The 24,257-nt window shown below is 55.2% G+C and carries 24 protein-coding genes and 4 tRNA genes; 9 read left to right on the top strand and 19 right to left on the bottom strand.

Annotation, left to right across the window (positions count from 1 at the left end):
* Positions 1 to 274 precede the first annotated feature (274 nt).
* From HBO10_RS27780 to HBO10_RS27760, 5 genes are all read right to left on the bottom strand, one after another.
* Complete coding sequence (locus HBO10_RS27780) at positions 275 to 472, bottom strand: DUF1289 domain-containing protein (protein ID WP_008437450.1); 198 nt, start codon at positions 470 to 472, stop codon at positions 275 to 277.
* Between the two features lie 43 nt (positions 473 to 515).
* On the bottom strand, positions 516 to 1,481 hold the full coding sequence (gene dmeF, locus HBO10_RS27775) for a CDF family Co(II)/Ni(II) efflux transporter DmeF (protein WP_008437453.1): 966 nt from the start codon (positions 1,479 to 1,481) through the stop codon (positions 516 to 518).
* Positions 1,482 to 1,492: 11 nt separating this feature from the next.
* On the bottom strand, positions 1,493 to 1,768 hold the full coding sequence (locus HBO10_RS27770) for a metal/formaldehyde-sensitive transcriptional repressor (protein WP_024073346.1): 276 nt from the start codon (positions 1,766 to 1,768) through the stop codon (positions 1,493 to 1,495).
* A gap of 219 nt (positions 1,769 to 1,987) precedes the next feature.
* Entirely contained in the window at positions 1,988 to 3,313 is a 1,326-nt protein-coding gene (locus HBO10_RS27765; RefSeq protein WP_008432871.1) for an OprD family porin, read from the bottom strand.
* Positions 3,314 to 3,530: 217 nt separating this feature from the next.
* Positions 3,531 to 3,863: a DUF2790 domain-containing protein gene (locus HBO10_RS27760; RefSeq protein ID WP_008432869.1), complete on the bottom strand. Its 333-nt coding sequence runs from the start codon at positions 3,861 to 3,863 to the stop codon at positions 3,531 to 3,533.
* A 948-nt stretch (positions 3,864 to 4,811) separates the two neighbouring features.
* Here HBO10_RS27760 and HBO10_RS27755 point away from each other — a divergent pair.
* Genes HBO10_RS27755 through HBO10_RS27735 form a run of 5 tightly spaced genes read left to right on the top strand, consistent with a single transcriptional unit; the run spans position 4,812 to position 9,460 of the window.
* A complete protein-coding gene (locus HBO10_RS27755) occupies positions 4,812 to 5,240 on the top strand; it encodes a TIGR03757 family integrating conjugative element protein (protein ID WP_008432865.1) in 429 nt (142 codons plus the stop codon).
* Positions 5,237 to 6,178 (top strand): TIGR03756 family integrating conjugative element protein, encoded by a 942-nt coding sequence (locus HBO10_RS27750; RefSeq protein WP_008432863.1) that lies wholly within the window; start codon positions 5,237 to 5,239, stop codon positions 6,176 to 6,178. The genes HBO10_RS27755 and HBO10_RS27750 overlap by 4 nt, the downstream gene beginning before the upstream one ends.
* Before the next feature lie 20 nt (positions 6,179 to 6,198).
* Complete coding sequence (locus HBO10_RS27745) at positions 6,199 to 7,560, top strand: integrating conjugative element protein (RefSeq protein ID WP_034128048.1); 1,362 nt, start codon at positions 6,199 to 6,201, stop codon at positions 7,558 to 7,560.
* Between the two features lie 8 nt (positions 7,561 to 7,568).
* Positions 7,569 to 7,949: a hypothetical protein gene (locus HBO10_RS27740; protein ID WP_008432858.1), complete on the top strand. Its 381-nt coding sequence runs from the start codon at positions 7,569 to 7,571 to the stop codon at positions 7,947 to 7,949.
* Positions 7,946 to 9,460, top strand: coding sequence for a conjugal transfer protein TraG N-terminal domain-containing protein (locus HBO10_RS27735; protein WP_008432856.1), 1,515 nt, complete (start codon positions 7,946 to 7,948; stop codon positions 9,458 to 9,460). Before HBO10_RS27740 ends, HBO10_RS27735 begins: the two co-directional genes overlap by 4 nt.
* 32 nt (positions 9,461 to 9,492) lie before the next feature.
* On the opposite strand, the gene HBO10_RS27730 is transcribed toward HBO10_RS27735, so the two are convergent.
* Both HBO10_RS27730 and HBO10_RS27725 read right to left on the bottom strand, forming a co-directional pair.
* On the bottom strand, positions 9,493 to 9,816 hold the full coding sequence (locus HBO10_RS27730) for a hypothetical protein (protein WP_008432855.1): 324 nt from the start codon (positions 9,814 to 9,816) through the stop codon (positions 9,493 to 9,495).
* Positions 9,817 to 10,051: 235 nt separating this feature from the next.
* The gene (locus tag HBO10_RS27725) at positions 10,052 to 10,540 is read right to left on the bottom strand and encodes a hypothetical protein (protein ID WP_034129654.1); all 489 of its coding nucleotides are present in this window, start codon (positions 10,538 to 10,540) and stop codon (positions 10,052 to 10,054) included.
* 205 nt (positions 10,541 to 10,745) lie between these two features.
* Between HBO10_RS27725 and mobH the strand changes: the two genes are divergently transcribed.
* Together mobH and HBO10_RS27715 are read left to right on the top strand one after the other, a co-directional pair.
* Entirely contained in the window at positions 10,746 to 12,632 is a 1,887-nt protein-coding gene (gene mobH, locus HBO10_RS27720; protein ID WP_008432854.1) for a MobH family relaxase, read from the top strand.
* The gene (locus HBO10_RS27715; protein ID WP_008432853.1) at positions 12,629 to 13,948 is read left to right on the top strand and encodes a site-specific integrase; all 1,320 of its coding nucleotides are present in this window, start codon (positions 12,629 to 12,631) and stop codon (positions 13,946 to 13,948) included. Before mobH ends, HBO10_RS27715 begins: the two co-directional genes overlap by 4 nt.
* Positions 13,949 to 14,117: 169 nt before the next feature.
* Here HBO10_RS27715 and HBO10_RS27710 read toward each other — a convergent pair.
* From HBO10_RS27710 to rluD, 7 genes are all read right to left on the bottom strand, one after another.
* A tRNA-Pro gene (locus HBO10_RS27710) sits at positions 14,118 to 14,194 on the bottom strand.
* 188 nt (positions 14,195 to 14,382) lie between these two features.
* Positions 14,383 to 14,458: transfer RNA gene (locus HBO10_RS27705), tRNA-Lys, on the bottom strand.
* Positions 14,459 to 14,463: 5 nt separating this feature from the next.
* Positions 14,464 to 14,540 (bottom strand) — tRNA-Pro (locus HBO10_RS27700).
* Between the two features lie 9 nt (positions 14,541 to 14,549).
* Positions 14,550 to 14,625: transfer RNA gene (locus HBO10_RS27695), tRNA-Asn, on the bottom strand.
* Between the two features lie 295 nt (positions 14,626 to 14,920).
* The gene (clpB, locus tag HBO10_RS27690) at positions 14,921 to 17,485 is read right to left on the bottom strand and encodes an ATP-dependent chaperone ClpB (RefSeq protein ID WP_003188426.1); all 2,565 of its coding nucleotides are present in this window, start codon (positions 17,483 to 17,485) and stop codon (positions 14,921 to 14,923) included.
* A gap of 135 nt (positions 17,486 to 17,620) precedes the next feature.
* On the bottom strand, positions 17,621 to 18,346 hold the full coding sequence (pgeF, locus tag HBO10_RS27685; RefSeq protein ID WP_169922176.1) for a peptidoglycan editing factor PgeF: 726 nt from the start codon (positions 18,344 to 18,346) through the stop codon (positions 17,621 to 17,623).
* Positions 18,343 to 19,305 (bottom strand): 23S rRNA pseudouridine(1911/1915/1917) synthase RluD, encoded by a 963-nt coding sequence (gene rluD / locus HBO10_RS27680; RefSeq protein WP_003188422.1) that lies wholly within the window; start codon positions 19,303 to 19,305, stop codon positions 18,343 to 18,345. Before rluD ends, pgeF begins: the two co-directional genes overlap by 4 nt.
* A 149-nt stretch (positions 19,306 to 19,454) precedes the next feature.
* Between rluD and HBO10_RS27675 the strand changes: the two genes are divergently transcribed.
* Together HBO10_RS27675 and HBO10_RS27670 are read left to right on the top strand one after the other, a co-directional pair.
* Positions 19,455 to 20,480, top strand: a complete 1,026-nt coding sequence (locus HBO10_RS27675; protein WP_034128050.1) for an outer membrane protein assembly factor BamD — start codon at positions 19,455 to 19,457, stop codon at positions 20,478 to 20,480.
* A gap of 127 nt (positions 20,481 to 20,607) precedes the next feature.
* Complete coding sequence (locus HBO10_RS27670) at positions 20,608 to 20,841, top strand: PP0621 family protein (protein ID WP_169922175.1); 234 nt, start codon at positions 20,608 to 20,610, stop codon at positions 20,839 to 20,841.
* Here the strand turns inward: HBO10_RS27670 and thiO are convergent.
* From thiO to pilV, 5 genes are read right to left on the bottom strand one after another with little or no spacing between them, the layout of a single operon-like run.
* On the bottom strand, positions 20,828 to 21,937 hold the full coding sequence (gene thiO, locus HBO10_RS27665) for a glycine oxidase ThiO (RefSeq protein WP_034128052.1): 1,110 nt from the start codon (positions 21,935 to 21,937) through the stop codon (positions 20,828 to 20,830). The two genes, HBO10_RS27670 and thiO, sit on opposite strands and share 14 nt — an antisense overlap.
* Positions 21,938 to 21,996: 59 nt before the next feature.
* Complete coding sequence (locus tag HBO10_RS27660; RefSeq protein WP_034128053.1) at positions 21,997 to 22,401, bottom strand: type IV pilin protein; 405 nt, start codon at positions 22,399 to 22,401, stop codon at positions 21,997 to 21,999.
* Positions 22,402 to 22,412: 11 nt separating this feature from the next.
* Complete coding sequence (locus tag HBO10_RS27655) at positions 22,413 to 22,943, bottom strand: PilX N-terminal domain-containing pilus assembly protein (RefSeq protein ID WP_034128054.1); 531 nt, start codon at positions 22,941 to 22,943, stop codon at positions 22,413 to 22,415.
* 5 nt (positions 22,944 to 22,948) lie between these two features.
* Positions 22,949 to 23,656, bottom strand: coding sequence for a prepilin-type N-terminal cleavage/methylation domain-containing protein (locus HBO10_RS27650; RefSeq protein WP_034128055.1), 708 nt, complete (start codon positions 23,654 to 23,656; stop codon positions 22,949 to 22,951).
* Complete coding sequence (gene pilV / locus HBO10_RS27645; protein WP_034128056.1) at positions 23,653 to 24,135, bottom strand: type IV pilus modification protein PilV; 483 nt, start codon at positions 24,133 to 24,135, stop codon at positions 23,653 to 23,655. The genes HBO10_RS27650 and pilV overlap by 4 nt, the downstream gene beginning before the upstream one ends.
* Positions 24,136 to 24,257: the final 122 nt, after the last annotated feature.

The raw sequence follows: 24,257 nt of genomic DNA, 5'->3' as shown, positions 1-24,257 counted from the left end.
GTCCCAGCTCATGGCCATGCAGCGGGACATGCTATGTTGATTTCATTCTCAAGCAATACGCAAAGGACGATCAGCAACAAGCTGTAAAGGCGCGCCTGCGCCGAATCGGATAACCCCGTACCGCTGTCCTCAATAACAATTTGAGATGACGCCATGCTCCGTCTGCTGACAAGCACTGCGCATCTGACCACGATAGTGCTAAGTTCGGGTGGCGTTGCCACTCAGCTTGCCTTTCCGAATCTGGACATCTGTCTCGGCTGAAAGCGTAGAAAAGTTAAATTACAGTGGTTTGAGAGTTCTTTTTTTGCAGGCTTTTCAGACGCAGGGTCGCGCGTTGTACAGCGGCCATTTTTTCTGGACGCTTCATTCGTTTCCATTTTCTGATGTCTTCCTTGGTGCGACCGCAGCTGACGCACAGTTCGCTGTTCAACTGGCAGACAGAAGTACACGGATTCTCGATGTCCTTGGCCATTGGTCAATTCCTCGGCGAACTTATGCGAACTACGGGCTCATTGCTAAGCCTGAACGGCGACCTGATCGGGTGAAACAGCGCCCGGCTTCGTGCGGTACTCAACTGTCAGATGAGTGATCTCATGAACTGTCGCAAGCCGTTCTCGTATGTTTTGTGCATTCACTGCTGGGCTGCCTAGAACACTCACAATAGCGGCGCGGGCTTGCGGCCCTACCTGCCAGACATGAAGATCTATGATCGAAGCATCTCCCTGTCGCTCAACCAGTTCACGAATCTCTTCAGCGACATGATCATCTGTCTGGTCTAGCAATACACTCGCAGTCACCCGCATCAACGACCAAGCCCAGCGTGCGATGACAACTGCACCCACAATCCCCATTGCAGGGTCGAGCCAGACCCAACCAAGGTAACGACCAGCAAGCAGTGCTGCGATGGCCAGAACCGAAGTCAGTGCATCTGCAATGACGTGAATATAAGCAGAGCGCAGATTATTGTCATGACCATGTGCATGGTGAGATTCATCTTGGCCGTGGTCATGCCCATGGTGATGATTATGACCGCCAGACAGCAAAAGCGCGCTCACCACATTCACTGCTAATCCGACAATTGCGATAAGAGTCGCTGTCCCGAATTGCACTTGAGTCGGTTGAAAGAGACGAAATAGCGACTCTCCGGCAATTCCCAAAGAGACCAGTCCCAAAATCAGAGCAGATGCGAAGCCACCCAAGTCTCCAACCTTGCCAGTTCCAAAACTGTAGCGAGCATTTGAGGCATGTCTTTTTGCGTAACCGTAAGCAGCTGCGGCTATGCCAAGTGCTCCAGCGTGTGTTGCCATGTGAAATCCATCAGCAAGCAACGCCATTGAGCCAGTGAGATAACCTGCGGTGATTTCAGCAACCATCATTACGACGGTCAGAGCCACTACCCACAAGGTTCGCTTGGCGTTTTCTTCATGTGATTTCCCCAGGAACATATGGTCGTGGGAATAGTCGGTGTACGAATTACTCATCTGGGCAAATCCTATTTGGAATAGCGGCGAATGGCTTCGAGAAGCTCATCGACGCCTTTCGCTCTTTCTTCGTTGCTGAGTGTCGGATTCGCAACGTGTTCACGAGCGTGGTCTTCGATAATTTCATCCATCAGCCCATTGATAGCGCCACGGGCAGAAGCGACCAAAAGCAGGGTTTTCGAGCAGTCATCATCAGAGTCGAGTGCTCGCTCAATCGCCTGGACTTGCCCAGCGATTCGCTTTACACGCTTAAGAAGATTGTCTTTGCTTGATCTCATATGACCCATACCATACCCCCCCTACCTATATTGAGAGTATGTTCACACGTTCCAATCAGCCATACAACCCCAGGGACGCTCGCCGCCGGGATGGATATACCAACAGTTTCTTCAATCCACAAAAAAAGGCGCCACTAGGGCGCCTAAGCCGTCTCCAAACCAAAGGAGAAACAAGGAGACGGGGTGTATCGGGGATACCGGACAGTTGATGCCGATGGCTAATGCCCGTTAAAGGAGTTGCAGTGGATATTCAACAATCAGTCTGACCTCGTCCAAATCAGATTCGAAATCGGTAGCTCGTGTCGTTGCTTGGCGGACACGTAAAGACATGTCCTTCAGTGAGCCTGACTGGATGACATACTTAGCCTCGATGTCTCGCTCCCAACGCTTTTGGTCCTGCAATGGGGCACCGTCCGCTCCGCGACGCATGTACACGCTGTTTGCGTTGGAATAGTCCGCATCCCAACCCTTAGCGTAGCGGGTCATGAAGCTCAGACCGGGGATGCCGAAAGCCTGCATATCTAGATCGTAGCGCAGCTGCAAGGATTGCTCTTTCGGTGAGTTGAAATCGCTGTACTGAATGGAGTTATCCAAAAAAATTGAGTCGGACTGGCGAAGGTAGTCAAAGTCGTCGTTACCATTATTGCGCTGGTAACCAACGGTCACGGCGTGCGCTCCGAATTTGACCCCGGTCTTGCCGCTCCAGATCTTGTTATCGAAGCTTCCCAGAAGTTTTTCACCCTCATCAACCGCTCGGTAGTAATTAAAGCCGCCAATTAGCGATACGCTTTCTGAGAGTGGATAGCTCAATGTGGTGCCCGCGTAGTATTGGTTCCACACATCCTTGAATTGGCTGGTGTAAAGACTCACACCTACGTGTTCATTGACCGTGTAATCGCCCCCTAGATAAGCGATCCATGGAGCATCTACTACACCGGCGTAAAAAGTTGAAAAGCCGTCACGCATGCTACTGGAATTGGGTTGGCTCATCGCATGCAGCCGGCCCCCCTGAAGGGTCAGGCCTTTGATGCTGGTATTAGTGAACGTTGCACCCCGGAAACTCTCCGGGAGAAGTCGGGAATCCCCATAGGCAACGACAGGCGTCGATGGAAATACGTCGCCTACCTTGACGACTGTATCCAGGAAACGCACTTTTGCGGCCCCGCCTACTTTTGAGTAGGAGTCTTCAGGTTGGCCTTTGCTATTGTGCGGCAAGACATCGACTGAGCTACGGGCTCCCGAGCGACCATCACCTGAATCGAGCTTGAGGCCTTCCATTGCAAACGCATCAATGCCGAAGCCTACGGTACCTTGAGTAAAGCCTGATTCGAATCGGCCAATGATGCCATGAGCCCATTCGGCTGAGTAACCATTGCCCGTGGGGCTTGATTGACCCTTTCGATAATCACGATTGAGATAGAGATTCCGATTGAGAATACTAAAGGTGCTCCCCTCAATGAACCCTTCAGGCTTTTGCTCCACAGCTACTGCAACTTGCCCCATGCTCATGCCAAGGGAAATGAGAGAAAGACCATAAATGCTTTTATTGTTCATTTAACACTCCAGGCTTTAGCTTGGCAGAGTTTCTTTATGAAATATTTTTTATAATTATAAAAGCCACCAGCACGTGAGGATTTCTCCTACGTGCCGGCAGACATAATTTCATACAATAGATAACTCCAGCGTGACCTGAAAATTACTTCTGTGTCAGCGAACAGCAAGCAGGCTCAAAACATACCGAACAACCTTGCGCAGTCAGGGCTAACGCTAATTAACTTCCGTGAGGGCAGTTAGTACCCATAACCTTGTATTCCAAGGTGTTGAGCTTGCCCGCCGAATCTTCATAGGTCATGCGCGAAGGGGCTACGCCACAGGTTTTATTGGCTTGAGTGGTACTGATTACCTTCTGGACATCGAGGTTCATTCCGTATTCATAATGAACAACTTCAGGTGTCGCCTTTCCGTTTTCTAAGGCGTACTGCTCCATCGCCTTCTGGTTCTCTTGCATCATTCGACCATAAACACGGTCACCACCTCCTTCAGCCATGGCCAAAGAAGACATGGTCAAGATGGAAGCGGCAAAAACAACTTTTAATAATTTCATGATTTTCTCCTAGTGCTCACTTACTTCTGACTAGAGGATAACCAGTGATGCCTTTCAGGAAGCTGCCGCGAATATTACATATCTGTAAGGCCTCTCGTAGAGCTCGTGAGTTCAACTATTTAAAGTTTAGCTTTATTGGCAGAGCACGCTGAATGCATCATACGACCATCAGAAATCAACTCGTATCCCACCTGGAGCATCTAGAGATTTTTTATAAAAATGCATATCTTCCTATTATGAAAAGCGGCTTTGACCGCTACAGGCGGATGAATCGTTTGGGCGTAGCTAAATGAGACTACGAACGTGTCACAAAAGCCTCATGGGCTGCGGAAATTAGGCACTACGTAGAGCACCGAAAACGCAATCGGCAGGATGGTCTTTAACAGCAATACGGTCTCGGAGGATAGGTTTTTATCTTATCCTTAACGTCATCGAAGATGACATTGAAGCTGTGCAGCAGGCGCTCCGTTTGCAACATTTGATCGTGAAGGATCTCAAGCAGGACAGCACAAACTACTGCCTGCCCAAGGATAAAGATAAAGCCTTCGAATCTTGAGGTTGTTTTCTCCAGCACGACCAAACCCGCTGACGATATCGGCAGGGCGAGCATTTTGCCGTTGATGTCGCCCGAAGCTTCAATAGAAGTGATTTTTCGTTATGTCGTGGGGCGGTGGCGAGACTCGTCCGACTGGCGTACTGTGGACCATCGGCGGCGATGGGGCCAAGAAGGGTCGCCTCATAAACTTGGCTTGAACTCTTGCTGTGTGGATAGCCAGTTAACTGCGTACTCACTGCGTCGTCAATTTGAGCCGACCAAGTGCCATCTCTAATCCAACCCACACGAATTCGTCGCTCTCAAATACCCAAAGCTTCCAAATTCCTATTTCTTACTGCGCTCAAGACAGCCATCCGGTCTTCTGTACCTGAATCCATATCAGGTACGGTGCCATGCTCCAGATCCTTACCCACATTAGCGAAACGCGGCGCTGGCTGTTTTCACTGCTACTGTTCTTGTCAACTGCGTCCCACGCGGAGACGTGGGTCATTACAAACCGAGCACATCCAGTATCCGCACCTTCTGGCGCTCGCGTCATCTTCCTGGATGATCAGCAGCGCCTTGAAGAACAACTTTCCAACCAACTACCCGCCGATCCACGCCAGGCAGAAGCGGCCATTCAACGCTACCTTGTCAGCCCTGCAGGGAAGCATCTGCAAAACGAGTTGGCCCAAGCCCAGCAGGGCGTCATAGACGCCTGGAGCCTGCGAGTCGAAAAACTCCCAGCCGTGGTCGTAGATCGTCGCTACGTCGTGTACGGCGAGCCTGACGCAGCTAAAGCCGTCGCGTTGATTGAACGAGCACGGAGCCTGTCACGATGAGACGCTCACGTTTTGCGATCCGGCCTTTGTCGCTGGCTATCACTTTCAGCCTGTCATTCAGTGCATCGGCTGCGATCAACTCGGCAGCGATTATTGCCTCGACCCTGTCACCAACCTGCCTGGAGTACAAAGTGGTCGGCATCTGCTATTGGCTGCTCTGCACGCCATTCGGATGCAAAGTCAAAACCTCGACCAAGGTTCGTCACTACGTACCGGACGCTGTGGTGTCTGCATATGCGAATACCGGGATGAACCCTTGGATAGAGATGTCACCTCTTGGCACCCCGAATCCGATGGCCCAAGCGGGCAACGACGGCACTACCAATCACGTTGCAGAGAACAACATCATCAAATTTAAGGAAGCCGATGTCATCGGCCATCCAGGTGGTGCGGCGTTGAGTCAGTTTGCCAGCGCCTCGGGCTATGTATGCAAAGGCGCAACCTTACCGCTTGTGCCTTACTTTCTGAGCACCCTTGACCCCATTGCTTGGCGATACGGCGTCCCGGAATCCGTATACCCCGAAGCACTCATTCCGGGCATGCGCGAAGTCGGTAGCCTGCTCTCAGCAAGCAGCTGGGGGAACGTCTACCCGCGTAGCGGCTTCCTTAACCAGACTGACGACTACAAAACGGGCGCAGTTATTGCGCAGCGTGCCGGCGACGTGGTTACCCGCCCAGGCCAGGTCCATGTCTACTTGCCGATGCTCGCCCTTCCCTACCCCGGTTACTGGCCCGCAGGGCCGCTACGCGAAGGTGACGCCTCCACTGGTAAGTGGCAAGAGCTCACCCCAGTCCTCAACCCGACTTGCGCAACCTTTCCCACCATCGATCCGAACATCGATGCGCAGGATGGCGGCTACGCCTGGGCACTCTGGCGCCCTTATTCGTGTTGCCAGCGTCGAGGACAGACCTTCCTCGGCAGTACGGACTTCCAATGAAACAGCGATCGGAGCAAAGCATGAAACTCACTACCTTGGCGATAGGGCTCGCCTGCAGCCTCAGCAGTGCAATAGCGCTCTCTGCTGATCCAATCAACGTCTCCTCCTCCGGAAGCGTCATTGGGGACAACGTGCTGTATAGCATTGGCGGCGGCAACGCAGTCACCATGGGGAGCGCAGGCAACATGGATAGTATTTCTGTGGGAGGCGGTTGGAATACCAATCTAATCTGCGGAAACATGAGCCTGAGCACAACCCTTGAAAACCAATTGAATGGTGCCACTTCCGGCTTCAAAAACATCATGAGCTCGGTGGTACAGAGCGCCACCAGCGCCGTGGCTTCGCTGCCGGCACTGATTCTTCAACGTGCGAACCCGGCGCTATACAACCTCATCACCAACGGCATTTTGCAGGCCCGCCTGGACTTCGACCGCTCCAAAGGCACCTGCCGCGCCATTGGCGAAAAGATGGCGGATATCGCCGGTAACCAAATGGGCTGGGGCAAGCTTGCTGAAGGTCAGGCTATGAGTCAGGCGCTAACATCCAACACAGACGCAGTGTCGGCGGTGGAACAAGTCGAAAAGAAAGGTGGAAACGATGGCGTCACTTGGGTTGGTGGTGATAGAGCAGGTGGTTCCGGTCAGAAGCCAATTCGTATCGTAGGCGACGTCACCAAGGCGGGCTACAACCTTCTGAACAAGCGCGCGGCCGGCGACACCGCATCCATCAGTAAAGCGAACTGCAACAACGGCATGGTGTGCAATGTCTGGTCATCGCCCCAGGAAGCCACCACCTTTGCCAATCGTGTCCTGGGTGAACAACAACAGCAGACCTGTGACAGTTGCCCTAAAACGGTGACAGCCGCAGGCGTCGGCCTCACGCCGCTGATCCAGGAAACGTACGACACCAAGCTGAAGGCCCTGCAGGAACTGCTGAGCGGAAGCAAAACGCTGTCGCTAGAAAACCTGGAAGCAGCGAGCAGCAACTCGTTACCCATCACCCGAGGCGTTGTAGCAGCACTCAAGGATGAGCGCGACCAGGACGTACTCGCTCGCCGGCTTGCCTCCGAAGTCGCGTTGTCCGATGTGTTGGAGAAAGCTCTGACCCTACAGCGCACCTTGATGGCAGGCAGTCGGGAACCGAACGTCGCGGCTAATGACCTCGCCGTCCAGGCAGTCGGCCAGCAGAGCTCCTCGCTGCAACAGGAGATCGGCAACCTCAAAATGGAACTGGACATGCGTCAGCAGCTCGCGAAGAACTCGCCTCTGACCATCATTGAACGCAGCAAAGCACGGGCAGAAGACTCTCGTGGCGTGTCCCCGGGAGCCCCAGAAACGAATCGATTGGACGAGTTGCAGTCACCCGCCCAGAACAAACAGTGAGAAAGGCCATGACCGAAATACAGGAGCCTGTCGCCGCTCCCAACCGTTCGCTGGTTCGACGAACCGGGAGGAGCATTCTGCTTGTTCTGGGTGTTTTGCTCGCGACTGCCGCCCTCGTAGTCCTACTCAGCGCTGTCCTGATGAACATGTTCGACAGCGCCGAGCAATGGCAAGCCTGGCGCACCGACCACTATTGGCCGCTCTTTACCTGGCGCCTAATGCTTTATATCGCACTGACCGTTGCCTGGTTCAAATTCAAGGTACGGTTATCGAACTCAGAACGCTCGAAACGGCGCAAAGGCCTGTTGAAGATCGAGATAATGGTGATCTTATTATTTCTGATGGTTGAACTGAGCAAGGTGCTGTATCAGGCAGGGGGTGTTCTGTGACGCTCTACACCAATGACTATTTAGAGTACTACCTGACGTTGGTCGGTTGGATCATCAACAATGGTATCTGGGCGATGATTTCAGATACCGGTCTATTCGCCCTCCCCTTCTGCATCATCGTTATTCGAGAGTGGCTGAAAGTCCGTGGTGAGGGGGCCGATGAGGGCAACAAAGGCGTTCTCTCACTGGCACGTATCGAAACCAATATCTACGTTGGCTACATCGTAGTCGCATTCTTCGCTGTACCAGCCGTCAATGTGAGTTTTGATACCTTGGCATTTGACCAGAGTAGAGCTCAGCAATGTCAATACAACTTACCTAAACCCACAGACACAGGCTGGAACACAACATTCAGCTCACTGGCAGGAAAGAGTGCCCAGATGCCCATGTGGTGGGCATTAATGCATGCATTATCAAAGGGATTAACCAATGGCGCTGTAGCAGCAATTCCCTGCGGGACTGATTTACGGCAAGTACGCATGGAAGTTAGCAACACCAAGATCAACAACCCGCTATTGGCTCAGGAAATTGGCGACTTTACGCACGATTGCTATGGACCCTCCCGTGCCAGATTATTCATGCGCCAACCCGAATTGGGAGCGCAAGGGAATGACCCTCGTTTTGCGCAGGAACTCAGCTGGATTGGTTCGCACTATTTATTGAACACCTCGGGTTATTACGACACGGACTACTCCAAAACTCCAAGGGCATCATGGCCCTATAACGCATCTCGTGATGTGGGTTTACCACAAGTGGGTGGAGGTGGGGGCTATCCAACTTGCAAACAATGGTGGTCAGATAGCGGAGTGGGACTGCGGGACCGTATCAAGGCTCAAGTGTCGCCGGACCTCATGACCAAAATGCTCGGCTGGGCAAAGTGGTTGTCCCCGGACGAAGTCACTGACTCGCTTGTCCGGCAACTGGTCTCGCCGTCGAACCAGGTGAAAGGGGATGTTTATACGGACTACGGGGGACAAATCGACGGAACTGTGTGGAATGGTGCAGCCCGGGCAGCGGGGACTCTCGGGGTTGCATTAGGATCTATGGCCTATTTTCCAGCGATGGACATGGTTCGCCAGGCGCTACCGATGGTCATGGCGTTCTTGAAAATGGCGATGGTGATTTGCATTCCCTTGGTGCTAATCGTCGGGGCTTACCAACTAAAAGTGGCCATGACTATGTCCGTTGTTTTTTTCGCTCTGATATTCGTGGACTTTTGGTTTCAACTGGCTAGATGGGTCGATACCACGATATTGGACGCTTTATATGGAGCCGGTTCTCCGCATTTATCATTTGATCCTGTGATGGGTTTGAACACTGCCACCCAGGACGCAATCTTAAACTTCGTGATGGGCTCGATGTTCATCATCCTGCCAGTGTTTTGGATGGGCGCGCTGGGATGGGCAGGGGTGAGCGCAGGAAAAGCATTGGAAGGCCTTACCAGCGGAACAAAAGATGTTCAAAAGGCAGGTCAGGAAGGGGTGAATACTGTCAAACGTAGCGTTATGTAACGTAAGGGTCTCATATCATTGATATGAGACCCTTAATCATCGTCGTCTACACGTTGACCAGCAACATAGTACCCATAGCCATCGGGGCCATAGCATTGACCATACTCTATCTGGTTTCTGCGAGGCGTAGGTCTGTGATTCAACGCCCAGAGCCCTCCACCCAAAACCAAGGTAAATACTGCAACGCTGATAATCCCGCTGAAAATGTCTGCAGAAAAATATAGGAGTACGGCAGCCACAACCAGACGCTTGACCCAACGCAGGGTACGGTTCTGACTGCACCAAACGAGGCGCGCAGCCTGACCCAGGCCATAGCCTAAGCGACTTGCTACTCCCTGAGAGGTCTGTGCGGTCATGGTGCGTCTCCTTCTTACCCGGTCTAGGGGCGATTTGACATTACTTATAATACCGATTTTTCTATGCTGCAAGATCATGAGACAAACGGCCTTTGCCTTCAGCACCAGATGCCCCCCTTTCACAACAAAAATGGCCCAAAAGGTAAAAGGTTTTGTAGAAGCGAATGGAATGGTTCACAAGGGTAAAAGCCTTACCCGAAAGGGCCGCTTTCAGCGGGAAAAAGGTCCAATCTCATCAACGCATCTCGCGAGTCGAATAAACTTCAACTAACTCGTCTTCTGTAAAATTACTAAGCAAAGAAAAGTATTCAGCTCTGGACTCAACCGTCAACGGTTGGATAGAACCTAAATTAATAAGAGTTGAAACAGCCTCGTCAGGAGTCATTTCGCTAGTAAGTGGGGCTCTCTGCCCAGAGTAATAAACCTTGTCAGACGCAATAGCTACATCCAGCAGTTCACGTACTTCACCATAACGAGCGGAACGCGCAGCGGTTAGAAACACTCCATCAAAAATGACCAAGACGCTATCAACGTGAGGAATAACATATTTAGCTAAGGCGACAACCAGAGGAAGGTTGTTGTCCCACCTTGCTTCCTCATCATCAAGATCATTCCCTACACTAGCAAAAAGAATGATCTCATCACACTTATTGTCACGTATCAAATCACAAAGTGCCCAAACATTATCTGAGGTTGATTTCGTAGCGTAGCGAAGTGAAACCATCATTTTTTCCTCACATAGTCGATCTGCGGCCCCGTGCCCTTAGACCGAAACGACGATAATTCTGCATTCCTTTCTCCGTCACCACCATAGAAAGATGGCTCTTCGCCAAAAGAAATACCCGAGGCAACCAGTGATCCTTTCCCCTTGCTCGCCCCCCCTTTGATAGGAGAAAAGCCTGCCCCATGAATCATTTACGGAGCAGGCGATGTTCTCTATTTTCCGCCGCAATAAAGCGCTACCCGCCCAAAGCCCCTCCCCTAACGGTTTTATACAGCCGGCCTCTAGCCAAGCACTACTGGCATCGCCGCGCCGTCAGAAACTACTGGAGAACATTTGGCAGCGCGCATCGTTATCTCGCTCACAGTTTGTCGAGCTCTATAGGCGTCCACTTGAGCGCTACGCGGAGTTGGTCCAGCAGCTCCCTGCTTCGCAAAACCACCATCATGCACACCCTGGCGGCATGCTGGATCACGGGCTTGAAATCGTCGCCTATGCCTTGAAAATTCGACAGAGCTACCTGCTTCCTATAGGCGCACCGCCGGAGTCTCAATCAGCACAGGCTGAGGCCTGGACTGCCGCCGCGGCTTACGGCGCTCTGATACACGACCTCGGCAAGATCGCCGTCGACGTGCACGTCGAGCTGGCAGGAGGTAAAACCTGGCACCCGTGGCACGGCCCAATCGATCGTCCCTATCGATTCCGTTACGTGAAAGGACGCAACTACCAACTTCACGGAGCCGCTGCCGCACTGATCTACGCGCAGATCCTCTCCTCAGAAATCTTAGATTGGCTCAGTAATTTCCCCGAAGTGTGGTCGCAGTTAATCTTCATTTTGGCTGGTCAGTACGAACATGCCGGCATTTTGGGAGAGATCGTGGTCAAGGCCGATCAGGCGTCCGTCGCACAGGAGCTCGGTGGAAATCCAGCCCGCGCGCTGTCCGCGCCCAAACAGTCTTTGCAGCGTCAATTAGCAGATGGGTTGCGTCACCTGGTCCGAGATACATTCAAACTGAATCAACCCGATGGACCGTCAGATGGATGGCTGACACAGGATGCTCTTTGGCTGGTTAGCAAGCCTATTGCTGATCAATTGCGAGCCTATTTGCTGACCAAAGGCGTTGAAGGTGTACCCAGTACGAATGCGCCTTTCTTCAACATGCTGCAAGATCAGGGGGTAATCCAAACCAATGCCCAAGACAAGGCAATCTGGAAAGCCACGATAGACAATGGTCGTGGCTGGCGAAACACCTTCACCCTGCTGAAGCTCTCACCGGCACTGATCTGGAATGATCCAAGTGATCGGCCCACAGCTTACGCTGGGACTCTTGAGGTAGAAGCTGGCAACCCGGTAGAAGACTCTGCAGCTGAAAATACCGTCGCCACACCGGCCAAAAAGTTGCCTTCGGAAATTCAATCCAGCCCTGTGCCGGCGCCTTTAGCACCGGCACAGCCATCACCGTTCGAACTACCTCAGCATTCCTCGAGCAGTACAGATGAATTTGACGAGCTACTGGCGCTCCTTGGTAACATCAATGAGCCATCAGAAGACACCAAAAACAAAGCGGTCTCAGCGGCACATACCGCGCCTCCGAAACTGGATGAAATCCAGCCTTCCCAAACCTCCAATCAAGGAGGTGCGCCTTTAGCAATAATCGAAGAAGTCACTCCGATGCCTAGCAATAACACCGAGATCGGTCAGGGATTTGTTGAATGGCTTAAGAAAGGCATCGCATCCCGGACCATCATTATCAACGATACCAAAGCGCTGGTTCATACCGTAGCAGGGACCGCTATGCTGGTAACGCCTGGAATTTTCAAACGCTACGTCCTTGAATTCCCCCATATCGAACAGCAAGCCAAAGTACAGCAAGTCAGCGCCTGGCAGCTGGTTCAACGTAGTTTCGAGAAACAGAAACTTCATCGAAAAACGCATAAGAGTTTGAATATTTGGACCTGTGACGTTGTTGGACCTCGAAAATCCAAGCAGCTCAAGGGGTACTTACTACTAGACCCGCGAACAATCTTCTCTGAGGTCCCTTTCGACAATATCAGCCTGTCCTTGAAGTCAGAAGCAACGGAGCCGCCACAATGACGACGCCCTCGAATCTGACGGAGGAATACATCTTTGCCCATGATCTGCGGCCTGCCAGTGCAAAGATCTATCGCGCCTCGACCAAAGCACTACTCAAGCATTTCCGAACGGCCTCAGTTGAGGAGATCGATCATCGTGCGGTTCTGACATGGCGAAAAAAAGTCCTTGAGAACGGATTATCCAAACGCAGCTGGAACACCTATTCAAATCACCTTCGAACTGTTTGGGGCTACGCCATAGAACACGGCCTGATGACCCATACCACGATCAACCCATTCAAGAAAACCAGCGTTATCCCACCAAAGCGAGCCAGCAAGACAATCAATGGAGACGCCATCCAACGAGCACGCAACTGGCTCATATCCCTTGTAGGCCAAGAACGTTGTACGCATGAACGTAGCCAGATCACACCTGCCTGGTTCTGGCTCAGCGTCTTCGAGATGTTTTATTACACAGGCATACGTCTGAATGCCCTGCTGTGCCTGCGTTACAAAGATATCGACTGGGACAGCCAGATGATCTTGGTCCGCGGTGAAACAGAGAAGACCCATCGGGAGTTTTTCCTCCCCATTATGGAAGGACTCGCTCCACACTTATCCAGGATCTTGGGGGAGGCCGAGAAAATCGGTTTTTCACCAGACGATCAGCTGTTCAACGTCAACAGATTCTCTCGTCACTTCCATGGCAAGGAAATGAACATCGACCAGGTGGAGTCAATGTACGGCAAGCTCACCGATAAGATCGGCGTGCGCATGACCCCTCACCGCTTCAGGCACACATTAGCAACAGACTTGATGAAGCAGCCTGAGCGAAACATTCATCTCACGAAAAGCCTGCTGAATCATTCGAATCTAGCGACAACGATGAATTACATAGAGGCGGACTACGACCATATGCGTGCTGTTCTACATGAGCGGAGTCGGGCTCAGGGCGCTCTGAGCCGAGTGACACGGGTTGATCCAAGTGGCAAACCCTCTGCCCCCCTACCCGCCAAAATAGGTGTGCATTCACAGGAAACCGCTCAACCAGAGCCCAAGAAGCTGCCAGCTCCACAACAATCTAGCAGCACAGAGGTCAGTATTGATCGGCGGACCAAGTCGACTGGCCGAAGCGCGCTACAGAAGGCTCTCGAGCTCGCATCTGCGCAACTGCATCGCGAGTCAATGACATGCTCTATGGACCCACCAGTAGATCAAGTAGAGCAGAGTCTACTATTGACGCTAATGGCGAGCGGGCTTGGTGTCGGCACATTCAGGAAACGCACCTCAACTGAGCATTCAATGCGAAGCTCATCATTTTCCAGAGCATCGCCCTAGTACGCTCATAATCAAAGCGCACTGGCTATAGGGAATTCTGGTTGGCCAGAGGCTTTCGCATGCCCGGAATAAAGAACCAGGTCGAAATCCGGATTTTTTCCAGACGAACGGTACGACTTTGCTCAAGGCACAAAAAAAGGCGTCATAAAGACGCCTTTTTCATTAAATATGGTCGGGGTAGGGGGATTCGAACTCCCGACATCCTGCTCCCAAAGCAGGCGCGCTACCGGACTGCGCTATACCCCGGAATGCGCATCGCAAAGCCTATGCACATTGACATCATGACGAACCGAAACTACTGTTCGCCTCAGACGGCTGCATGTCTACGGCGATATCTAAGTGCTGTAACACTTTCCAAAACCGTAAAACCGCCTCTATCAGAGCTAGAACCTCTGATTCTAAGATTTGATTCCAGCGTCAACTGGTCTCAAAAATGGTGGGTCGTGTGGGATTCGAACCTACGACCAATTGGTTAAAAGCCAACTGCTCTACCAACTGAGCTAACGACCCAAATATGGTCGGGGTAGGGGGATTCGAACTCCCGACATCCTGCTCCCAAAGCAGGCGCGCTACCGGACTGCGCTATACCCCGGTTTGAAATTGGCTCCGTGACCAGGACTCGAACCTGGGACCCAATGATTAACAGTCATTTGCTCTACCGACTGAGCTATCACGGAACTACATATTTCAAAGTTACTGCTGTGTTGCCTCCTCTTCGACCCTGTCCGTATCGCTACGTTAGCGTCTCTGAGGCGCGCTATTCTACAATCTTAAAAACCCCTGTCAACCCTTTAAATTGCTTTTAAGACAATGATTTGCGCTTCTTTCTGATTTCTTCTTGGGGAGAAGAAACCCGTGGGCTGACGTTGCTGCGGGGCGCACTTTACAAGCCTTTGCCTTACAGTTCAACGCCCTATCGAAAAAAAAGGCCCCGCAATGCGGGGCCTTCTATGGTTGCGCCAAGCGCAGGGCTTAATGGAAGACGATTTCGTCGTCTTTCACCGTCGCCGTGACGCGGGTGCCAGGCATAAAGCTGCCCGACAGAATCAGCTGCGCCAGTGGGTTCTCGATCCAGCGCTGGATCGCACGTTTGAGTGGCCGTGCGCCATACACCGGGTCGTAACCGACCGCGATCAGCTTGTCCAACGCTTCGCCGCTCAGCTCAAGGTCCAGCTCGCGCTCAGCCAGACGGCTACGCAGGCGGCCCAACTGGATCTCGGTGATGCCCGCGATCTGATCCCGCGCCAGAGGCTCGAAGATCACCACTTCATCGACCCGGTTGATGAATTCCGGACGGAAGTGCGTGGTCAACGCGTCCATCACCGCCGCACGCTGAGCTTCACGATCACCCACCAATTCCTGGATCTGTGCCGACCCCAGGTTGGAAGTCATCACGATCACCGTATTGCGGAAGTCCACCGTACGCCCGTGGCTGTCCGTCAAGCGACCATCCTCCAGCACCTGCAGCAAGATGTTGAACACATCCGGGTGCGCCTTCTCGACCTCATCCAGCAGGATCACCGAGTAAGGCTTGCGCCGCACGGCTTCGGTCAGATAACCGCCCTCTTCATAGCCTACATAGCCTGGCGGTGCGCCGATAAGGCGAGCCACCGAGTGTTTCTCCATGAATTCGGACATATCGATCCGCACCATGGCCTCTTCAGTATCAAAGAGGAACTCGGCCAGGGCCTTGCACAACTCGGTCTTACCCACACCGGTCGGGCCGAGGAACATGAACGAGCCGCTTGGACGGTTCGGGTCGGACAAACCTGCCCGGGAACGCCGTACCGCGTTGGACACCGCCACCACGGCCTCTTCCTGGCCGATGACGCGCTGATGCAACAGGCTTTCCATCTTCAGCAACTTGTCGCGCTCGCCTTCGAGCATCTTAGACACAGGAATACCGGTCCACTTGGAGACTACTTCGGCAATTTCTTCCTCCGTCACCTTGCTGCGCAGCAACTGGTTTTCAGGCTTGCCGTGCTGGTCGACCATCTGCAGGCTGCGTTCCAGGTCCGGGATCACCCCATACTGCAACTCGGCCATGCGGTTCAGGTCGCCTTTGCGGCGCGCCGCTTCAAGTTCCTGACGGGACTGCTCGATCTTTTGCTGGATCTGCGCCGAACCCTGTACTTCGGCTTTTTCCGAGGTCCAGATTTCTTCGAGGTCCGAATACTCACGTTCCAGGCGGACAATTTCTTCCTGGAGTTTTTCCAGGCGCTTCTTGGCCGCTTCGTCTTCTTCTTTCTTCAACGCCTGGGATTCGACTTTCAGTTGAATCAGGCGCCGATCCAGGCGATCCAGCACTTCCGGCTTGGAATCGATCTCCATACGGATGCGGCTGGCCGCTTCGTCGATCAGGTCGATAGCCTTGTCCGGCAACTGGCGATCGGTGATATAGCGATGGCTCAATTTGGCCGCCGCAATGATCGCACCGTCGGTGATCGCCACCTTATGGTGGACCTCATAGCGCTCTTTCAGGCCACGCAGGATCGCGATGGTGTCTTCTTCGCTCGGTTCTTCCACCAGCACTTTCTGGAAGCGACGCTCAAGGGCTGCGTCCTTTTCGATGTACTGACGGTATTCGTTGAGCGTAGTAGCGCCGACGCAGTGCAACTCACCCCGCGCCAAGGCGGGCTTGAGCATGTTGCCGGCGTCCATGGAGCCTTCGCCCTTACCGGCGCCGACCATGGTGTGCAATTCGTCGATAAACAGAATGATCTGCCCTTCCTGCTTCGACAATTCGTTAAGCAAGGATTTGAGGCGCTCTTCGAACTCACCCCGGAACTTGGCACCGGCAATCAGCGAGCCCATATCCAGAGACAGCAGGCGCTTGCCTTTGAGGCCGTCTGGCACTTCACCATTAATGATGCGCTGGGCCAAGCCCTCGGCAATCGCGGTTTTACCCACGCCAGGTTCACCGATCAACACCGGGTTGTTCTTGGTGCGACGTTGCAACACCTGGATGGTGCGACGAATCTCGTCGTCACGGCCGATCACCGGGTCCAGCTTGCCTTCTTCGGCACGCTTGGTCAGGTCTACGGTGTATTTGTCCAAGGCCTGGCGCGACTCCTCATGGTTAGGGTCGTTCACCGCCTCGCCGCCACGCAGGTTGTTGATGGCGTTTTCCAGGGCTTTCTTGCTCACGCCCTGGCCCAGCAACAATTTGCCGAGCTTGCTGTTGTCGTCCATGGCGGCGAGCAGCACCAGTTCGCTGGAGATGAACTGGTCACCTTTCTGCTGGGCCAGGCGGTCGGCCTGGTTGAGCAGGCGCGCCAGATCCTGGGACATATTCACGTCACCGGTGGGATTCTGGATTTTCGGCAGTTGGTCGAGCTCTTTGCTCAACTCCTTGCGCAGGCTGTTAACGTCAAAGCCCACCTGCATCAGCAAGGGTTTGATAGAACCACCTTGCTGTTCCAGGAGTGCCTGCATCAAGTGCGCAGGTTCAATGGCCGGGTGGTCGAGGCCCACCGCCAAGGATTGAGAGTCGGACAAGGCCAACTGTAATTTGCTGGTTAAACGATCAATACGCATTAGTCACCTTCCTTTTGAGCAGGCCGGAGCTATGAACAAACACATCCTGAATGAAGAAACCTGCCAGATACCCTTATAGATGGGGTGGATTCTGGGCGTTTCAAGCGGCGGACGGTTGATACAGGTCAGGACAGTCTAGCGTTCAAGCCAGATAAGGGAGGCGAATCGGCCCGTACGCGGGCTGCGGCGATAAGAAAAGAAACGCGGGTCGGTCACAGTGCACAAACCGCCACCATACACAGCGGAAACACCGCGCACTCCCAGACGCAGACGCGCCAGCTGGTAGATGTCGGCCATGAACTTGCCAGCGTTGTGGCTGGGAACAAAGGCTTCAGCGGTGGCCGGCAGTTGCTGCATGAACACTTCACGCACCTCCGGGCCAACTTCGAAGGCTTGCGGGCCAATGGCAGGGCCGAGCCAGACCAGAACGTCTGCGGGAGCGCTATCCAGGCTTTCGAACGCGGCCTCCAGCACCCCAGCGGCCAAGCCACGCCAACCGGCATGGGCTGCAGCAACGCGGGTGCCCGCTCGATTACAGAACAGCGCAGGCAGGCAATCGGCGGTCATGGATGTGCAGGCGATGCCAGCGGTGCTGGTCCAACTGCCGTCTGCCTCGACAGTACGGCCCGGATCGGTCTCAACCACCTGAGTGCCATGGACTTGACGCAACCAGGCAGGCTGGATATCGAAGGCGTCACTCAGGCGACGACGATTTTCAAGGACGGCCTCAAGGCTGTCCTCGACATGATCGCCCAGGTTGAGGCTGTCGAACGGCGCCAGGCTGACGCCGCCCGCACGGGTGGTGACGCAGGCTTTTACCCGGGCCGGCGCGGGCCAGTCAGGTATCAGCCAGTCATTCATCCGACAAACGCCTCGCGATCCTGCTTGAGAAGCGAAAGCAGCCAGACCAGATCGTCTGGAAGTGGCGATTCCCAGCTCATGCGCTTACCGCTCGTCGGATGATCCAGTTCCAGGAAGCGTGCATGCAGTGCCTGGCGCGGGAACGTCTTGAGCGACTCAACCATGGTCTGGCTGGCCGCCGGCGGAATACGGAAGCGGCCACCGTAGGCTGGGTCGCCGACCAACGGAAAGTTGATGTGCGCCATGTGCACGCGAATCTGGTGGGTACGCCCGGTTTCCAGCTTGACCCGCACATGGGTGTGGGAGCGGAAACGCTCCAGCACACGGTAGTGGCTGACGGCCTGCTTGCCGCCCTCCATCACCGCCATACGCTGGCGCTGCTGGCCGTGACGACCAATGGGCGCGTTGATTTTGCCACCGGCCACAACGACGCCGATCACAATGCACTCATAGATGCGGCTGACGCTACGGCTCTGCAATTGCGTAACCAGTTGCGTCTGCGCCTGAATGGTCTTGGCTACCACCATAAGGCCGGTGGTGTCCTTGTCCAGACGGTGCACGATGCCGCAGCGCGGCACATTGATGATGTCCGGCACGTGGTGCAACAGGGCATTGAGCAAGGTGCCATCAGCGTGCCCGGCGGCCGGGTGAACCACCAGGCCCGCGGGTTTGTTGATGACCAGGATGTCGTCGTCTTCATAGACGATATCCAGCTCGATGTCCTGGGCAACCCATTCTCCCTGGGCTTCCTGCTCGGCAGTCAGCTCAAGAATCGCACCGCCATGGACTATGTCTCGCGGGCGGATAACCGCTCCATCCACAGTCAGGCGGCCGTCTTTGATCCAGGCGGAAAGGCGCGAGCGCGAGTGCTCAGCGAATAATTGTGCGGCGACTTGATCGAGGCGTTGGCCGCCCAATTCGGACGGCACCTCTGCGCGAAGTTCAATTTTATCGGACATGCTCAGACTAGGCGTGGCGTAGCCTTTGGTTTCGGCTGCGCGCTTGTGGTTAAATACGGCGTCTTTTGCCCCGAGGCTTCCAACGGGGCGCTCATCATAACAGGACGGCCCCGCCCAAGACAGCGGCCGTCATAGGGACGCAAGCCGCCATGCAAGTGAAACACCTGCTGCTGATCGCCATCCTCGCCATGACTGCTGCTTGCTCGTCAACAAAGGACGTCGTCGACGAAAACCTGAGCGAAGTCGAGCTGTACCAGCAAGCTCAGACAGACTTGGACAATAATAGCTTCACCAGCGCCACAGCGAAGCTGAAGGCATTGGAGTCGCGTTACCCGTTCGGCCGCTATGCCGACCAGGCCCAGCTTGAGCTGATCTACGCCAACTACAAGAACGCCGAGCCGGAAGCTGCCAAGTCCGCTGCCGAGCGTTTCATCCGCCTGCACCCGCAGCACCCGAACGTGGACTACGCCTACTACATGAAGGGCCTGACCTCGTTCGACCAGGATGTTGGCCTGCTGGCGCGCTTCCTGCCGCTGGACATGACCAAGCGCGACCCGGGTGCTGCCCGCGACTCCTATAACGAGTTCGCCCAGCTGACCAGCCGCTACCCCAACAGCCGCTATGCGCCGGACGCCAAGCAGCGCATGATCTACCTGCGCAACCTGCTGGCTTCGTACGAGATCCACGTGGCCCACTACTACCTGACCCGTCAGGCTTATGTGGCCGCAGCCAACCGTGGCCGCTACGTGGTGGAAAACTTCCAGGAAACCCCGTCCGTGGGTGACGGCCTGGCCGTGATGACCGAGGCTTACCAGCGTCTGCACCTGGACACCCTCGCGACTACCAGCCTGGAAACCCTGAAGCTCAACTACCCTGACCACCCTAGCCTGAAAGACGGCCAGTTCGTGCCTCAGGTTGACGAAGCGGACAACCGTTCGTGGCTGAGCAAGTACACCCTGGGCCTGATCGAGTCCCGTCCACCGCTGCCGCCGGGTGAAACCCGCGCCAACCAGGACGTGATCAAGCAGTACCAGGACGCCAAGGACGCCATTCCTTCGGAGCTCAAGCCGCACGACGAGAACGGCGATGTGATCGAAGAAGAAGAGCCGCAAGCCCTGGGCGACAACCAGGACCGTTCGTGGTTCAGCTACATGACCTTCGGTGTGTTCGACTGATTGTTCGACGCAACGCAAAAGGGAGCTCTGAAGGAGCTCCCTTTTTTATGAGCGAGTATTTATTGCCCTGTGCGCCCGTGACCACCTTGGCTAAACTGGCGCATTCCTTGTCGAGAAACTGCCCATCATGCTTCGTCTACTGTTCTGGATTGCCGTCATTGCTGCCGCGGTATGGTTCTGGCGCAAATTCAAAAACCCTGCCTCCCGTCAGCAACGGCCTGTCGAGCCGGATGCAGCCCTGATGGTGCGTTGCGCTCACTGTGGCGTGCACCTGCCGCAGGACCGCGCACTGAGCTCACGTCAGGAATGGTACTGCACCCAGGCGCACCTGGAACAAGGGCCAAAGTCTATCCAGCGTTGAGGCGACCTGCGGGGGCGTAAGGCGCTGGATCGATGATCGGAGCCCGCGCCAGCAGCAAATCGGTGAACAACTGGCAAGATGCCGGTGCGAGTACCAGACCATTGCGGTAATGCCCACAATTGAGCCACAGCCCCCTGAAGCCAGGGACCTCACCGATAAACGGTATACCTTCGGGTGAGCCAGGCCGCAAACCGGCCCAATGCCCGACCACTTCGGCGTCCGTCAAGGCGGGAATCAGTTCCTGCGCAGATGCCTTGAGGCTTTCAAGCGCGGTGTCGGTCGGCGTCTTGTCGAATCCCTCATACTCCAACGTGCTGCCGATCAGGATGTGCCCATCCCGCCGCGGGATCGCATAACGCCCCTTGGCCAGGACCATGCTGGATAAAAAATCGGACGCGCATTTGTACAGGATCATCTGGCCTTTAACCGGCTCCACGGGTAGCCCCAAGCCCAGCGTATCCAGCAGTTGCCCGCTCCAGGCGCCGGCCGCGAGCAACACGTGATCCCCCAAAACGTGGCCCGTAGCGGTATTCACACCCACCACCCTGCCGCCGCCGAGTACAAAGCCCGACACATCGCATTGCTCGCGAATCGTCACGTTCGGCAACGCCAGCAGCGCCGCCTTCAATGATTTGACCAGGCGCGGGTTGCGAATATTGGCCACGTTGGCCATGTAGATCGCCTGGGAGTAGCCCCCCCCCAGCACCGGCACCGCGTCATGGGCCGCCGATACATCCACCTTGCTCAACGGTCGCCCTTCACGGGCAGCCCAGGCCAGTGCTTGCGCTTCGTCATCCAGGTCGAGCCAATACAAACCCGTGGTATGTACCTCCGGATCGACGCCGGTAGCAGCAAATAGCCGTTGCGCCAGTTGAGGGTAAAAATCCTGGGACCAATGGGCCAAGGCAGTGACCGCCTGGCTATAGCGCCACGGGTACAACGGCGAGACAATCCCACCGCCCGCCCAGGAAGCCTCTTGCCCAAGCCCACCGCGCTCCAGCAGCGTGACCGCCTGGCCCTCACTGGCGAGGTTGTACGCCGTCAACAGACCGATTACTCCGCCGCCGACAATCACTACTTGCTGTTGCTTAGCCATCATTTGATCCAGCCGATAAACAGGGAAAGGCGCGCCCGGCGCCCACGCTTCAAGTACGCTCATCCTTGCCCCCAGCAGACCTTGGGCGACATTTCAGGCCCTGCTCCCGGGTTGCCGCGCATACCGGTGCTGGTCAAGCTGAATGCTGCGCACTCGTCGTTCGCCATGACCGAGTCCGCAGCGGGTGTGGCGAGCAGGTCAAAATCCTGAGGGTTGAGGACGGCACTGATTCTATAATGATCATTGCCCGCGCTGACGTCGCCTGCATCAATAAAAGTGCCATTCCTCGTATAAGAACGCTCCAGTTGCTGGGCCTGTTCGCTCAACAACGCGACGATCTGCGCCCGATACGCCTTCTTCACCTGGCTGAGGTACCCGGGATACGCAATCCCGGCCAGCAACGCGATGATCGCCACGACGATCAGTAACTCAATCAGGGTAAAACCCTGGCTCTCCTTGCCCATCCGATTGCTCCTTATTGAAGTTGCCGCCATAAGACCCGTCGAAACCTGACGCGGCCGCCCTCCTCTACACGGGCATAGACCGTCTCCAGCACCGTGCGCGATTGCCCCGCGAGACCGACCGAAGTGACTCGAAAAAGCGTGGCCAGGGAATGGGACGGCAAATGAGCCAGCCCTTCACCCTCGCCGAGGGATTGAATGCCATAAAACCCATTCTTCAAGGCAAGCCAGGTGATCGCCGAGACAGGGTTCGTCCCGGCCGCCGTCAAGGAAAACGCTTCAGCAGGCGGCGCACAACGGGTGATCGAGTGGCAGACAGGCATCGCCTGGCCAACCTTTTGCACGGCCGATTCCCCCAACCTCAGGCCGCTTTCGGCAGATTGAAACGATTGATTGCGATGCCAGAGGCTGCTCGCGACTTTTTGCTGGGAGACCGCAGCCTGTATCGAGGACAGCCCCACCTGCGACAGCACCAACAGGAACACCAGACTGATCAGCAGCACCGTCCCGGCCTGCCGCATTTGGATACCGCCCTGCATGGTCATTGCCCCTACCCCAGCCGATTTCGCAGTGCCGCCACGACACTGTAGGTCTGGTCCTTCACCCGCCCAGAGGGATCTTGAAGGGTCATGAGAATGCGCACGCTGCGTATCAGCGACTCATCGGCCGGATGGCTGTCATAGCGCACCACAACTGTCGATACCGAGGTGGCCGCCATGCCGAAGCTGACGTCGAATGCCCGCACGTTATCCATCAATACTGCCTTGGCCGGTGCTGCCGGGGTACTGATCTTCAACTGACCCGATTCGTAGGTGTAGGTAAGTTGGCGTATGCCAAAGCGAAGTTGGCCGGGTTCGGCTCCGGGTGGTGTGCCTGCATAAGCCCTGGCCGTCTCCTTGCAGTCGGACAACACTGTCCAGTCAGTCTTGCCGACGCCATCGCCGACATTCGCGGTCACCAGCGTCAGTGACTTCGCACTCCCCGCCGCCTCCCAGCTTATCGGCCGATCAAAGGCTGCCGGAGCATTGTCGATAGCGGCCACGGCCAAACACCCCAGCATGCCTGCCTGGCGAATATCCTGGGTGATCTTGCTCAGCACAAACCGCGCATCATCCTGCAGCAGCATGGCGGCCTGCTGGCTGGCATGGGTCAACCGCGAACTGATCAGTATCTGGCTCGCCCCCAGTATCAAGACCAACCCGATGGCAAGCGCCAGCAACACTTCCACCAGACTGAAACCTCGCCCAAGACGCTTCATTGCGACACTCCCTGTTCATTACTGATGCGACTGGTCAGGGTGAAGGTTTCCCGCGCCCCTGGGCGGTTTGCTGCTCGGGCATCCGCCCAACTGATGCTGATGGTGACCTCTTGCCCGTTCACCACCACTGAACCTTTGGCATCCTCGCCGGCAAAACCCGTGATATTGGCCTCGAAATCGTGCAGGTCGAGGTCACGCACGCTGGCGGTGGCAGTGTTGGGCGGCGCCAGCTCCGCCCTGCCCCATGTGTAATCGGCGCCAGCATTGGTGCGAATGCGGTCGAGCATGTCATAGGCAATAAAACTGGCTTGGCTGGTCATCCTGGCGCTGTTGGTGTACTTGAGCGCGTTGAGTTGCAGCACCGCAGCGCCCATCAGGCCGATCGCCAAAATCAACAGCGCTACCAGCACCTCGACCAGCGTCATGCCGGATTGGCGCGAGTGCGCAACGCGCAGGAATCGGTTCTGGCAGGCTGGCATTTCCGTCGTCATCCATGTCGAAGGCCGGTGAAAAAAAGCAGGCAAGACCTGCTGTGCGACCCAAGACTAGCGTCGGTTTTCGAGCGGCGCTGCTCCCGGAACAAAGGGAAATACTTTGGACA

This window comes from Pseudomonas sp. WS 5503 (assembly GCF_012985385.1).
Lineage (GTDB): Bacteria > Pseudomonadota > Gammaproteobacteria > Pseudomonadales > Pseudomonadaceae > Aquipseudomonas > Aquipseudomonas paracarnis.
This window is presented reverse-complemented; position numbering and strand designations above follow the sequence as displayed.